Origin of the sequence: Flavobacterium anhuiense, assembly GCF_050990855.1 — a bacterium.
GTDB classification, from domain to species: domain Bacteria; phylum Bacteroidota; class Bacteroidia; order Flavobacteriales; family Flavobacteriaceae; genus Flavobacterium; species Flavobacterium anhuiense_C.
This window is the reverse complement of record NZ_CP158861.1, coordinates 2811840-2825611: the sequence shown is the minus strand read 5'-3', so window position 1 is coordinate 2825611 and position 13772 is coordinate 2811840. Positions and strand designations below refer to the sequence as shown.

Below are 13772 nucleotides of genomic sequence, written 5' to 3'. Positions count from 1 at the left end.
TTATCGTATACTTTGTATTTTTCTACCACCATAATGGGATTATACAATACCAAATTATCTCGTTTATTCCTCTTTGTCAAAGTTTAAAACCTTGACAAAGTGATCACATCAAAAAATATTCAAAAGATATTGTAAATTTGTTTTTCAATAAACCAGACCAAATTTTGAACAAATCAAGAATCTGCTATTTCTTCGTTTTTCTAAGCACTATTTTCTTCGGAATACTTTCAAGAAAAATCTCTTTTATTCCTTTATGGAGTGGCGATTTTCTTTATGCTGTCATGATTTACTTTTTAGTTCGAGTCTTTTTCCCATCAAAAAAGTTCTTCTTTATCATACTACTTTCTCTTTTTATTTGTTATTGCATTGAATTTTTGCAGCTTTATCAAGGGGAATGGATGGTTGATCTTAGAAAAACACTTTTCGGCAGATATGTTTTAGGTCAAGGATTTTTATGGTCTGATATTCTTGCTTATACATTTGGAATCGCATTTGCTTTAATTACTGAAAAATCATTTTTAAATATCACAAAACATGAATCTCGTTTTCGCATCAAACAACAAGAATAAAATCGCAGAAATTCAGAGCATGCTGCCAGAAAGCATTAAAATCTTAAGCTTAGAAGATATCAATTGCTTCGAAGACATTCCAGAAACAGCAGCAACTATTGAAGGAAATGCAATTCTAAAAGCCGATTATGTAACTCTAAAATATGGTTACGACTGTTTTGCAGATGATACAGGTTTAGAAGTAAGCGCTTTAAATGGAGAACCTGGAGTTTATTCTGCGCGATATGCAGGAGAACAAAAAAATGCAGATGACAACATGAATAAGCTTTTAGAAGCTTTGAAAGAAGAAGAAAATCGCAACGCACAATTTAAGACCGTTATCACTTTAAACTTAAAAGGAAAACAATATTTATTTACTGGAATTGCAAAAGGAGAAATTACACATGTAAAAACTGGAACAAATGGATTTGGTTATGATCCTATTTTTAAACCTGAAAATTTCAACGAAACCTTTGCAGAACTGCCGTTAGAAACCAAAAACACTATAGGTCACCGCGGAAAAGCCGTTAAGCAACTGATTGATTTTCTGAACACCACAAAATAATTGTTTAAAATACAACAATTTAGAGGCTAAATTTTACATTTCGCGACGTATTTTTTGGGGCATTTCGTCAATTCAATGAAAAAATAATTTTAATAAAACTGTAACTTTTTGATAATCAATTCTTAACAAATACATAATTCTTAAAATTGCATTAGTTTATCTGAATAATTAACAGTAATTTTGCACCCTATTTTAAAACACATATGAATAAATTTGAACAATTAGGATTGAATGAATCGTTACTGAAGGCGATTTTAGATCTAGGATTTGAAAATCCGTCAGAGGTACAGGAAAAGGCGATTCCCCTATTATTGGAAAAAGACACGGATATGGTTGCGTTGGCTCAAACAGGGACAGGGAAAACGGCAGCTTTCGGTTTTCCGCTAATTCAAAAAATTGATGCCGACAACAGAAATACACAAGCATTAGTTTTATCGCCAACACGCGAGTTATGTTTACAGATTACTAACGAACTTAAAAACTACTCAAAATACGAAAAAGGTATTAATGTGGTAGCAGTTTACGGAGGAGCTAGTATAACAGAACAAGCTAGAGAAATAAAGAGAGGTGCACAAATTATTGTGGCAACTCCAGGAAGAATGCAAGACATGATTAACAGAGGTTTGGTTAACATCAAAAACATAGATTACTGTGTTTTGGATGAGGCTGACGAAATGTTAAACATGGGATTCTATGATGACATTGTATCTATTTTATCAGATACTCCAGATGAAAAAAGCACATGGTTGTTCTCTGCAACTATGCCGCAAGAGGTTGCCAGAATTGCAAAACAATTCATGAGCGAACCATTAGAAATCACTGTAGGAGCTAAAAACTCTGGTTCTTCTACAGTTTCTCACGAATTTTATTTAGTAAATGCTCGTGACCGTTACGAAGCTCTAAAACGTTTAGCTGATGCTAATCCAGACATTTTCTCTGTAGTTTTCTGTCGTACAAAAAGAGATACGCAAGCTATTGCTGAGAAATTAATTGAGGATGGATATAGCGCCGCTGCGTTACACGGAGATTTATCTCAAGCACAACGAGATGGTGTAATGAAATCGTTCCGTGGAAGACAAATTCAGATGCTTGTTGCTACTGATGTTGCTGCACGTGGTATTGACGTTGATAACGTAACTCACGTTGTAAACTACCAATTACCTGACGAAATTGAAACATACAACCACCGTTCTGGACGTACAGGTAGAGCTGGAAAATTAGGTACTTCTATTGTAATCGTTACAAAAAGTGAATTACGTAAAATTTCTTCTATCGAGAGAATCATCAAACAAAAATTTGAAGAAAAATCTATTCCATCTGGAATCGAAATCTGTGAAATTCAATTATTGCACTTAGCAAACAAAATTAAAGATACTGAGGTTGATCACGAAATTGACAACTATTTACCAGCAATCAATAATGTTCTTGAAGATTTATCTAAAGAAGAATTGATTAAGAAAATGGTATCTGTAGAATTTAACCGTTTCATTGCTTACTACAAGAAAAACAGAGACATTTCTGTTTCTGGTGGCGAAAGACGTGAAAGAGGTGATTCGGAGCCAAGAGAATTCAGCAATAATGGAGCCGTTCGTTATTTCGTAAACATTGGTTCTAGAGATAACTTCGATTGGATGTCATTAAAAGATTACTTAAAAGAAACATTAGACTTAGGTCGTGATGACATCTTTAAAGTAGATGTAAAAGAAGGATTCTCTTTCTTCAACACAGATCCACAGCATACAGACAAAGTAATGGACGTTTTAAACAACGTACAATTAGAAGGTCGTCGTATTAATGTTGAGATTTCTAAAAATGATGGTGGAGGAAGACGTGACCACAACAACCGTGGAGGAAGACGCGATTCTGGAAGAAGAGACGGAAACTTCGCTCCAAGACGTGAAGGTGGATTCAGAGGCGATAGAAATTCTTCAAGAGACGGAGGTTCACGCGATGGCGGATCTCGTGATGGAGGTTTCAGAAGCGACAGAAACTCATCTTCAAGAAGAGAAGGTTTTAGAAGTTCTGCCCCAAGAAACGAAGGCGGTTCTGATAGAGCTCCAAGACGTTCGGAAAATTTTGGCGATAACTCACGACCAAGAAGATCTAGAAGAGATTAATAATTCAATTTCTTAATACAAAATCCCAAATTCCAAACATAACTGGAACTTGGGATTTTTTTTACACAAGAATTTCGTTCTCTGTAAGCGAGTTTTACAATTCAAAAAAGCAATACGATAGCCTTTGTTAATTTTCTTATAATTAAATTCATAGACTGCGAGATATTTAATCCCGATTTACTACTTTTAGAGCTTTAAATCAGGATATGAAATATTTCGCAGTTTTCTTTTTTACACTTCTCGCTAACCTTGGTTTTGCGCAAGATACGCAACAAGATACACAGCCAACAGTTCCACAAAGAGTTTCAGGTTATGTTATTAATGACGACAGCAAACAGCCACTTGCTGGAGTAAACATCATTAATACCAACAAAGTGCGTGGTGCAAAATCGGACGAAAAAGGGTATTTTGAAATTGACGTCCAAGTCAACGATACGCTTCATTTTTCTATTCTAGGATTTCAATCGCTAAGAATCAGAGTTACAAATGACTGGATCAAGAATAAAGTAACTAGAATTCAGCTTACAGAAAAAGCAATTGCTTTGGAAGAAGTAGTTATTGCTCCTTTCTCTCTGACAGGATATCTTGAAATTGATTCTAAATTAATTCCAACAAAAGAAAACTATCGTTATAGTATTTCGGGTCTTACACAAGGTTATGAAGCGGGAGAATATGCTCCAAATGCATTTGGAAAAGTTCTCGGTTCGATCTTTAACCCGGCCGATATGCTCTATAATTTCTTTGGAAAGAACGGAAAAGAACTCAAGAAGCTGAAGGAAATGAAAAAGGATGATACCGTACGAACGCTTTTAGAATCGAAATACGATCGCGAAACAGTTGCAGTATTATTAGGCATTAGCAAGGATGAAATTCCTGAAATTATGCACCGTTGCAATTATTCTGATTCTTTCATTCAAAGTGCAAATGATCTACAGATTATGGACGCCATTAGCGCTTGTTACGAACAATATAAAGTCTTAAAGAGAAACTAATCTGAGTGGTCAGTGGTCAATTTTTTAGTGATCAGCATCTGAATAGTATTCAGTGATCAGCTTTTAGCGATCAGTTAAAATAAAAAAAGAAAGCGATTCAAATTATTGAATCGCTTTCTTTTTTATTTGCATACAAGTTTTTTTTTGCTCACAGATATTACCTGAACACTAAAAAAAAACTGATCACTGAACACTATTTCAACGGTATATTAGAAAGAATTTCCAATACAAATTTCCAATATTTCTGTGCAGATGAAATACTTGCTCTTTCGTCTGGCGAGTGTGCTCCGTGAATTGTTGGTCCAAAAGAAATCATATCCATACCTGGATAATTTGTTCCTAAAATTCCGCATTCTAAACCAGCGTGACAAGCCACAACTTTAGGCTGTTCTCCATTTTGCTTTTCGTAAATTTCTTTTAAAACTTCTAATATTTCAGAGTTTACATTTGGCGTCCATCCTGGATAAGAACCCGAAAGCTCCACTTCACATCCAACCAATTCAAAAGCTGAACGCAACGAATTAGCCAAATCAAATTTTGAAGATTCAACAGAAGAACGTGTTAAGCACCCAACTAAGATTTCTCCATCTTTAATCACGACACGAGCAATATTATTTGAAGTTTCTACTAAATCAGCCATATCTGCACTCATTCTGTAAACGCCATTTTGAGCGGCATAAATAGCTCTGATAATTCCTTCTTGAACCCCTAAATCCATCACTTTTTCAGGTAAATCACCTTTTACGATTTCAATAGTTAAATTCGGTTCAGTTGTTTTGTATTCAGCTTTGATATCAGCAATAATTTCCTGCATATCGTATACATAAGCTTCATCAAACATTTGAGAAATAATTACTTTCGCAACACTTTCTCTCGGAATTGCATTTCTAAGACTTCCTCCGTTAATTTCTACAATCTGCAAACCAAAGTTTTCAAATGCATCAAACAACAAACGATTCATGATTTTGTTGGCATTTCCTAAGCCTTTATGAATATCCATTCCTGAATGCCCACCATTTAAGCCTTTCACTGTAATAGTATAACCAACAGAACCTTCTGGAACTTCTTCTTCATGATACGTTCTAGTTGCTGTTACATCAATTCCACCAGCACATCCAATATCAATTTCATCATCTTCTTCCGTATCCAAATTCAATAAAATCTGACCTTGCAAAATGCCTCCTTTTAAGTTTAAAGCTCCTGTCATTCCAGTCTCTTCATCCACAGTAAACAAAGCTTCAATTGCAGGATGCGGAATATCTTTACTTTCTAGAATAGCCATGATAGTGGCTACTCCTAACCCATTATCAGCTCCAAGTGTTGTGCCGCGCGCGCGAACCCAATCACCATCAACATACATATCGATTCCTTGCGTATCAAAATCAAAAACGGTATCTGCATTTTTTTGATGCACCATATCTAAATGTCCTTGCATTACGATTGGTTTGCGATTTTCCATTCCTGGAGTTGCCGGTTTTCTGATGATTACGTTTCTAATTTCATCTTCAAAAGTTTCTAAACCTAGGCTGTTTCCGAAGTTTTTCATAAACTCAATTACACGCTCTTCTTTCTTAGATGGACGAGGAACTTCGTTTAAATCTGCGAATTTGTTCCAAAGTGCTTTTGGCTCCAGATTTCTTATTTCTTGACTCATTATATTTTGTTTGATGTTTAACAATTAAGAGTTCCAAAGTTACAAAGTTTCAAAGTCTTTTCGCCACGAATTCCATGAATTAGCACTAATCTTATTGAAATTAAAATACAATTTATCGAACAAATTCTTGTTTTGACAATTAAGGACTATTGTTTAGCGAAAATTCTCAGAATTCCTAACGAACTTCTTTTCATCCGTTAATATTTGTATTTATATTTACTTATCTAAAAATTACACTGTGAAATCAAAATACGTTTTACCTATATTTCTTCTTGTTCAGATTATTTTCTATAAAATCTTGCCCTACTTCCCTGATTTTGTGGAAGGCTTTTACAGCAAGAATCTATTTGTTAGAATTTCTCATTTTTCAAGAACTGTTTTAGGTAAAATTCCGTTTTCTGTAGGCGACATTATTTATGCAATTCTAATACTTTCGATTATTAGCTGGTTCTGGAAAATTAGAAAAACATGGAAAACGGATTGGAAAGATCATCTTCTGAAAATCTTAGGAAAGATCTCTGTTTTTTACTTTTTCTTCCATCTTCTTTGGGCTTTCAATTATTATCGAAAACCGCTTTTTGAGAAAATGGAAATCAAAAGAGAATATACCGATGCCGATCTTCTTGCTTTCACTAAAAGATTAATTGCAAAGACAAATGAAGTTCAGTTTCAAATCACCAAAAATGACAGCGCTAAAGTTGTTTTTCCTTATTCGCAAAAAGAATCATTTGAGTTGATTTTAAATGGTTATAATAATTTAGCGAAAGAACATCCTTATTTTAAATATAAAACTTTAAGTGTAAAGAAATCACTATTCAGCGTTCCATTAACTTATATGGGGTTTGGCGGTTATTTAAACCCTTTTACAAACGAAGCTCAGCTTAATTATTTGTTGCCAATGTACAATTTCCCTCTAACAACTTCTCACGAAATGGCACATCAGATTGGTTTTGCTAGTGAAAGCGAATGTAATTTCATAGGCGTATTGGCTTCGGTTAAAAACGAAAACCTTTATTACCAATATTCAGGATATAGCTTTACTTTAAGTTATTGTTTAGGAATCTGGAAATATAAAAATGAAAAGATATTTAACGAATTGAAGAAAACCGTTCACGTAGGAATTCTAAAAAACTATATGGAAAGCCAAGATTTCTGGAAAAAATATGACACCTTTATAGACGAAGGATTTCACTTTCTGTGGGATAATTTCTTAAAAACAAATAACCAGAAAGACGGAATGGAAAGTTATAGTAAGTTTATCGATTTGACGATAAATTATTATAAAACGAGAAAATTATAATTCAACTGTAACAAAAATGATTTCATAACTACTAATACTGTATGAGCGAAAATCTAGAACAGTCATTTGTTGCGCAGCTGCAGGCAAATCAGAATATAATCCACAAGATTTGTAGATTGTATACTGCTGGCGAAGATGCTCATAAAGACTTGTTTCAAGAAATTACTATTCAGCTTTGGAAAGCTTATCCAAAATTTAGAGGCGACAGTAAATTTTCGACTTGGACGTATCGTGTCGCCTTAAACACAGCAATTACCTTATACCGAAAAACCAAAAGAACTATATCGACCGTAGATTATGAAAACCATCAGCATTTTGTAAAAGATGTTGACTACAATTATGAAGAAGAAGAACAGATTAAACTGATGTATAAAGCGGTTTATCAATTGAATGACATCGAAAAGGCATTAGTTTTTATGTATTTAGAAGACAAAGATTATCAAGAAATAGCTGAAACCTTAGGAATCAGCGAAGTGAATGCACGCGTGAAAATGAACAGAATCAAAGGGAAACTTAAAAAAATATTAAATCCTTAAAAATTATTATGAAAGAACTGGATTTACTAAAAAAAGACTGGCAAAAGAGCGCTGCTTCTTTTCAACAAATTTCTGAAACTGAAATCTATAAGATGATCCACAAAAAATCATCCTCTATTGTAAAATGGATATTGATTATCAGTATTTTAGAAATTTCATTTTGGACGTTTTCAAACTTATTCATTAATACAGATGATGTACTGCGGAAAATAAATCATCCTGAAATTGTTACTGCTTTAGAGTTTCTAACGTACTTCAATTACGTTGTGGTATTGATTTTTGTTTACATTTTCTACAAAAATTACAAAACTATTTCGACTACAGTAGCTACAAAATCTTTGATGAGTGCTATTCTCAAAACTCGCAAAACAGTACAGTATTACGTTTGGTACAATCTGGGAATGATTGTCATTACAGCTATTTTAAGCTTCTTTATTGCTTTTGTCTACAATCCAGATATGGAGTTTCTTAGAGAAAAATTAGCCCTGAACGGAAAAGCAATGTTTGCTACAATCGGCATATTGTTCCTAGTAATTTTAGGTTTCTTTGGATTGTTCTGGTGTTTCTATAGAGTTATTTACGGAACACTTTTGCGCAGATTATATGCGAATTATAAAGAGTTGAAGAAGATAGATTTCTAAAGAAAGGTTATGGGGTGCTAAGATTCTAAGGTTCTAAGTTTTTTTTTAAGCTTGGAGTAAATTTGAAACTTGAAACAAAAAATCTGAAATCTAAAATCAGAATTCCTAAATCTAAAATCTTAATATTCATTTTCTGAATCCTTGTAGCTCCATCTTCTCATTTCATTAAGTTCTTCTTGTGCTTTTATTTCTTCAGCAGGGATAACTTTTAAAAATGAAGGATGCTGTTCGATTGCGTATTCTACTTTTTCAACGATTTGATCGATGGTGTCATTTTCATAATCAATATCAAGAGGTTCTTTGATAATGAAAGATTGAAGAATTCCTTTTTTCTTCATTCGAAGTCCTTTTTTATCAAACGAACGGCGAAAACCATCAATTACAATAGGGATAACGATTGGTTTGTGCTGTTTAATAATATGAGCAGTTCCTTTACGAACTGGTTTAAACGATTTTGTAGTTCCTTGCGGAAAAGTAATAACCCAACCGTCTTCAAGTGCAATTCTGATATTTTCTGTATCGTTAGGATTTACTTCTCTCTTTTCCGTAACATCAACACCTTTTGCACGCCAAGTTCTTTCAACTGTAATAGCTCCCACATAAGCTAAAATTCGTGGCAGCAATCCAGCTTGCATAGTTTCTTTTGCTGCTACATAATAGATGTTCATTTTTGGTTGCCACAAATAACCAATATTCTTAATCGTATCCTGACGTCCTGATAAACTAGCATTAAAAACATGAAACATCGCTACAACGTCTGCAAAATAAGTCTGGTGATTGGAAATAAACAAAACATTAGTATCTGGAAGTGTTTTAATAATTTCAGACCCTTCAATCTGCAATTCATTAAAACCTCTATATCTCTTATGAGTCATTGCACCCAGAACTCGGATCAACCATTTCTTGATGAATAAAATATGCCCAAAAGGATTTCGTTTAAACAATCCCATAACTAATTTGTCTTATTTTTTTGTTAGGTCGCAAACATACAAAAATTATTCTTTTAGCAACACTTTAAAACAATTTCTCGAATTAACAGTTATCCAAATGAATATCAAATCATTAAATAAACTTTATCAAATTTATTTCGCAATAGCGGTATTTAAAACATCGCGCAATTCACTCAAAATCATTGCGGTGGCTCCCCAAACAATATGATTTTGAATATTAAAAGCAGGAACTAAAATATTAGCTCCGTAAGAAGTTGATAATCTGGCCTCGATAATGATATCATCATTTAAAAAAACTGATAAAGGCAATTCGATAATTCCAGCAACTTCACGTATATCGGGATAAAAAGAAAGTTCTTCTGTTGCAATTCCTAAAAAAGGATGCACCAAAAAATTACTTGGCGGAATATACATTGGAGAAAATTGTTTAATAATTTCTATCTTATCTCCCGTAATTCCGACCTCTTCATGTGTTTCTCTAAGTGCTGTGGTTTCAAAATTTATATCCTCCTTTTCGTATTTTCCACCAGGAAATGCAATTTGAGCTGAATGAACTCCATCATAAGCATTTCTAACAATCAAAACCAAATGCGTTTTTTCCTGTTTTGGATAAAACAGCATCATTACCCCCGCCATTCTAGCGTTTAAAGCATCAATATCAAGATTTTTTAATCCCTCTATACGCTCTTTTGGAGCCATTTTTAAGTGTGATGTTACAGCTGGCAGCTCTACAGGAATTATATTGGGAACATATTTCAAAAAGTCTTGAAAATTCATAATCAAAGCTTATTTTTGTACTTTCAAATAAAACATAAATATACTTCAGAAAACGCAGTACCGCAAGTTTTCTAATCTTAAAGCCTAAAAAAAAATGTACAGCAGAGAAGAATCGCAACGAATAAAAAGAGAATTTTGGGTAGCTTTTGCAGAAAAATATCCTCGTAAGTGGGTGCTTTATGATACAAAGATTAAAGACTTTTCTTTTAAATTTTATGTTGACAATAAAAAGGCGCAAGTTTTAATTGATATTGAACAACGAAGCGATGAAAAACGTTATGCGTATTTTGAAAAATTGGAAGCTCTAAAAAACATCTTAGAAGAAGAATTTATTAAAGATCTGGTTTTTGAAAAAAATCACACTCTAGAAAGCGGTAAAAATATCAGCCGAATTTGGGTTGAAAAATTAGGAGTTGGTTTTAGCAACCGAAATACTTGGGATACTATTTTTGATTTTTTCAACGAAAATATGCACGCTCTGGAAATGTTCTATTTAGAATACGACGAGTTTATTAAAGATGTTGAGAATTGAGGCCTAAGATGCTGAGATCCTAAGATTTTGAGATTCTAAGTTCTGATTTCATATAGCAAACCCGACAGGTTTTAAAAACCTGTCGGGTTTATTATTTTGTGCAAGCTCTAAAAAAAACTTAGAACCTTAGCATCTTAGTATCTCAGAACCTTAAAACTAAACTGTAATAATATTATAAACAATAATATGATCATCGTAATTAATATAAAGCTGTTTACGATAATCTTGTTTTTTTCTCGTAATAATTGACAGTTTACATTCTTTTCCGTCGTTGTCTTTACACATAAAAGAATACACAATATCGGTATCGTTTTCTTCTCTTTCGATATAATCTAAAATATTGTAAAGCTGGATTTCTTGCGAGTAAACTACAATTCTGTGTTTATTGGTATCTAAAACAACCGAAAGATTTACTAAATCTAGATTGGACCACTCGCCCCATTTTCCTCTTTCGTTTTTTTCTAGAACGCTAAATCCTGAAGTTTTAAAATGATATGACTGACTTCTAGCTTGTTGAAAACCCAATCCTAAAAAAAGTAATAAAATATATGTGCGTATAGAATTCATAGTTTATTTCTTGCAGTCAATTAAAACTCAAATGTAGTCTTTTCTTTGGATGCGACTTCAAATTCTGCAATCATTTGTTGAATAATTTCTTCAACCGGTAAAATTTCATGAATCAGACCTGCAACTTGTCCGATTTCCAATTCTCCTTCATCCAAATCTCCTTCAAACATTCCTTTTTTGGCTCTTGCTCGACCTAAAAGCTGTACCAATTCTTCTTTGGAAGGACATTTTTGATACAAATCTTGAACATCCTGATAAAACTTATTTTTAACCAATCTAACCGGCGCTAATTCTTTCAATGTCAATTGCGTACCTCCTTCTAAAGTACTAACTATAGTATCTTTAAAATTATTGTGTGCAGAAGATTCTAGCGATGCTGCAAAACGGCTTCCAACCTGAACACCGTCTGCTCCTAAAACCATAGCAGCCAGCATTCCTCTTCCAGTTGCGATTCCGCCCGCTGCGATTAAAGGAATTTTTATTTTTTCCTTTACCATCGGAATCAACGTTAAAGTAGTAGTTTCTTCGCGTCCGTTATGTCCGCCCGCTTCAAAACCTTCAGCTACGACAGCATCAACTCCAGCATCTTGTGCTTTTAAAGCAAAAACACTGCTGCTTACCACATGAACCACTGTAATGCCTCTTTCTTTCAAAAAAGAGGTCCAAGTTTTTGGATTTCCTGCTGAAGTAAAAACAATTTTCACTCCTTCCTCAACCACAATATTCATGATTTCTTCAATATTCGGATACAACATTGGAATGTTTACGCCAAAAGGTTTATCAGTTGCTTTTTTACATTTCTGAATATGTTCTCTTAAAACTTCTGGATACATAGAACCCGCACCAATAAGTCCTAAACCTCCTGCATTGCTAACTGCCGAAGCCAATTTGTAACCACTATTCCAAATCATTCCGCCTTGAATGATTGGGTATTTTATATTAAAAAGCTGGGTGATTTTATTCATTAAAATTATTGCTTGATGATCTTTCCTGTTTTATGCAGATTATCGGCATCAAAACTATAAATGTAAAGTCCATTTTGAAGCGATTGCAAGGAAAGAACTGGATTTGAATTATTGATTTTTTCTTCGATTAATTTTTGCCCTAAAATGGAATAAATCGTTACCGAAGCTGTATTATTTTCATTTAAAAAAGAAAATGAAATTTCATTTTTGACTGGATTTGGGTATACTGAAAAAGAAGCTTCAGCAATAAAACTATCCACACTTAATGCTGCACCAAAATTAGGGATTCCGTATCCATAATTATTGTCTGGATTAGTATATCGATCGGCGGAAGCCAAAATCATTTGCCTTATTTCTTTGTTTGTTTTTGATGGAAAAGCCTGCCATAAAGAAGCCGCCATTCCTGCCATTATCGGACACGAAAAAGAAGTTCCGCTTGCAGTTCCAATAGTTCCATTTGGATCAGAAACTATTGCTGCTGCACCCTGAGCCATAACATCTGGCTTTATTCTACCATCATAAGTCGGTCCAATTGAACTGGAACTCGCTTTCACTTTAGATGCCGTAACCGAACCAATGGCTAAAACAGAAATAGCATCAGCAGGAGCGCCAATATGCTTTTCAGGTTGAGTTCCTTCATTTCCAGCAGAAGCCAAAACTAACATTCCTTTACTAAAAGCGATTTCAGCACCACGAGAAATAAAAGTAGTAGTTCCGTTCATATCGCTGTAAGTATGATTATATCTGGTTTCATCACGATCAAGGAAATATCCGAGTGAAGTTGTAATAATATCAACCCCCAAAGCATCTGCTTTCTCAGCAGCTTCAACCCAAAGCGATTCTTCAAGCGGATTTTCTTCAGCATCAATTTCAGTTATAAAAAGATAATAGGAAGCATTTGGAGCCGTTCCTATTAGAGCATTTTCTTTGTAACCGCCCATTGTAGAAAGCACTTTTGTTCCATGATCTCCCCCAGCATAAAAATTAGCATTTCGAGTAGTATAATCGTATCCTCCCAAAATTTTATTATTATTTCTGAGATTTGCAAAAGGCTGAGCGGTATTGACGCCCGGAAATCCAGCATCTAAAACAGCAATAACTTTACCTTCTCCAGTATAATTCTGCTGATGTAAAACCTGCCCATTCAACATCTGAATTTGATTGGCTGAATTACCGTAAGCATAATCAATAGCGGTTTGTGATTGCTTTTTTGTCTGATTGATTGCAGTTTCAGAAACTTTTTTCCCTGTAGTGTTTAAAGTTCTATCTGCAAATTCTGCTTTTTGAACGAACGCTAAAGATTTTAAAGCATTAATATTAGCCTGACTTCCTTGAACATGGAGTGCATTAAGCCATTTTGATTGCGCCTTTACTGTAATTCCCGTACTTGCCGCAATTTGATTTATATAAGAAGTTTCTAAAGGAGCATCTGTAATATCCAAAGCGATATTCTGGTTCGTTCTTCGATCCAAGGCTCTTTGCGAAAGTTCGGTTAGCGGATTATCATAAAAAGCTTGTGCATTAGGTTTTCCGTTAAAATATACCCATGCATCTTCTTGTGCAAATACCGCAAACGAAAGAAATAATAAAAGTAAAGTAAAGTTATATCTCATTCATTTATACCTTTT

Annotated in this window: 14 protein-coding genes; 8 read left to right on the top strand and 6 right to left on the bottom strand. The window is 34.0% G+C overall.

The annotated features are described in order from the left end of the window. The first annotated feature begins 164 nt into the window (after positions 1-164). The 4 genes from ABTV69_RS12530 to ABTV69_RS12515 all read left to right on the top strand — a co-directional run bounded on the left by ABTV69_RS12530 (position 165) and on the right by ABTV69_RS12515 (position 4222). Positions 165-569, top strand: a complete 405-nt coding sequence (locus ABTV69_RS12530) for a DUF2809 domain-containing protein (protein ID WP_433829225.1) — start codon at positions 165-167, stop codon at positions 567-569. Next, positions 535-1113: a non-canonical purine NTP diphosphatase gene (locus ABTV69_RS12525; protein ID WP_433829223.1), complete on the top strand. Its 579-nt coding sequence runs from the start codon at positions 535-537 to the stop codon at positions 1111-1113. Before ABTV69_RS12530 ends, ABTV69_RS12525 begins: the two co-directional genes overlap by 35 nt. A gap of 203 nt (positions 1114-1316) precedes the next feature. Further along, positions 1317-3230: a DEAD/DEAH box helicase gene (locus ABTV69_RS12520; protein WP_433829221.1), complete on the top strand. Its 1914-nt coding sequence runs from the start codon at positions 1317-1319 to the stop codon at positions 3228-3230. Positions 3231-3436: 206 nt separating this feature from the next. Continuing rightward, positions 3437-4222, top strand: coding sequence for a carboxypeptidase-like regulatory domain-containing protein (locus ABTV69_RS12515; RefSeq protein ID WP_433829219.1), 786 nt, complete (start codon positions 3437-3439; stop codon positions 4220-4222). Between the two features lie 193 nt (positions 4223-4415). Here the strand turns inward: ABTV69_RS12515 and ABTV69_RS12510 are convergent, their stop codons facing one another. After that, positions 4416-5876: an aminoacyl-histidine dipeptidase gene (locus ABTV69_RS12510; protein WP_433829217.1), complete on the bottom strand. Its 1461-nt coding sequence runs from the start codon at positions 5874-5876 to the stop codon at positions 4416-4418. Positions 5877-6114: 238 nt separating this feature from the next. Here ABTV69_RS12510 and ABTV69_RS12505 point away from each other — a divergent pair, with 238 nt between their 5' ends. From ABTV69_RS12505 to ABTV69_RS12495, 3 genes are read left to right on the top strand one after another with little or no spacing between them, the layout of a single operon-like run. Beyond that, complete coding sequence (locus ABTV69_RS12505) at positions 6115-7176, top strand: DUF3810 domain-containing protein (protein WP_433829215.1); 1062 nt, start codon at positions 6115-6117, stop codon at positions 7174-7176. A gap of 41 nt (positions 7177-7217) precedes the next feature. Then, on the top strand, positions 7218-7712 hold the full coding sequence (locus ABTV69_RS12500) for an RNA polymerase sigma factor (protein WP_008462500.1): 495 nt from the start codon (positions 7218-7220) through the stop codon (positions 7710-7712). Between the two features lie 8 nt (positions 7713-7720). Further along, a complete protein-coding gene (locus tag ABTV69_RS12495; RefSeq protein WP_433829213.1) occupies positions 7721-8353 on the top strand; it encodes a hypothetical protein in 633 nt (210 codons plus the stop codon). A gap of 119 nt (positions 8354-8472) precedes the next feature. Here the strand turns inward: ABTV69_RS12495 and ABTV69_RS12490 are convergent, their stop codons facing one another. Together ABTV69_RS12490 and ABTV69_RS12485 are read right to left on the bottom strand one after the other, a co-directional pair. Continuing rightward, entirely contained in the window at positions 8473-9303 is an 831-nt protein-coding gene (locus ABTV69_RS12490; protein WP_433829212.1) for a lysophospholipid acyltransferase family protein, read from the bottom strand. Positions 9304-9435: 132 nt separating this feature from the next. Continuing rightward, complete coding sequence (locus tag ABTV69_RS12485; RefSeq protein ID WP_433829210.1) at positions 9436-10080, bottom strand: NUDIX hydrolase; 645 nt, start codon at positions 10078-10080, stop codon at positions 9436-9438. Between the two features lie 94 nt (positions 10081-10174). Here ABTV69_RS12485 and ABTV69_RS12480 point away from each other — a divergent pair, with 94 nt between their 5' ends. After that, positions 10175-10612 carry a DUF4268 domain-containing protein gene (locus tag ABTV69_RS12480; protein WP_433829208.1) on the top strand — a complete coding sequence of 146 codons (438 nt, stop codon included), beginning with the start codon at positions 10175-10177 and terminating at the stop codon, positions 10610-10612. A 156-nt stretch (positions 10613-10768) separates the two neighbouring features. Here the strand turns inward: ABTV69_RS12480 and ABTV69_RS12475 are convergent, their stop codons facing one another. The 3 genes from ABTV69_RS12475 to ABTV69_RS12465 are packed head-to-tail and all read right to left on the bottom strand — an operon-like array spanning position 10769 to position 13757. Continuing rightward, positions 10769-11179, bottom strand: a complete 411-nt coding sequence (locus tag ABTV69_RS12475) for a hypothetical protein (RefSeq protein WP_433829206.1) — start codon at positions 11177-11179, stop codon at positions 10769-10771. A gap of 20 nt (positions 11180-11199) precedes the next feature. Then, on the bottom strand, positions 11200-12144 hold the full coding sequence (locus ABTV69_RS12470) for an NAD(P)H-dependent flavin oxidoreductase (RefSeq protein WP_433829204.1): 945 nt from the start codon (positions 12142-12144) through the stop codon (positions 11200-11202). Between the two features lie 5 nt (positions 12145-12149). Further along, positions 12150-13757 carry a S8 family serine peptidase gene (locus ABTV69_RS12465; RefSeq protein WP_433829202.1) on the bottom strand — a complete coding sequence of 536 codons (1608 nt, stop codon included), beginning with the start codon at positions 13755-13757 and terminating at the stop codon, positions 12150-12152. Positions 13758-13772: the final 15 nt, after the last annotated feature.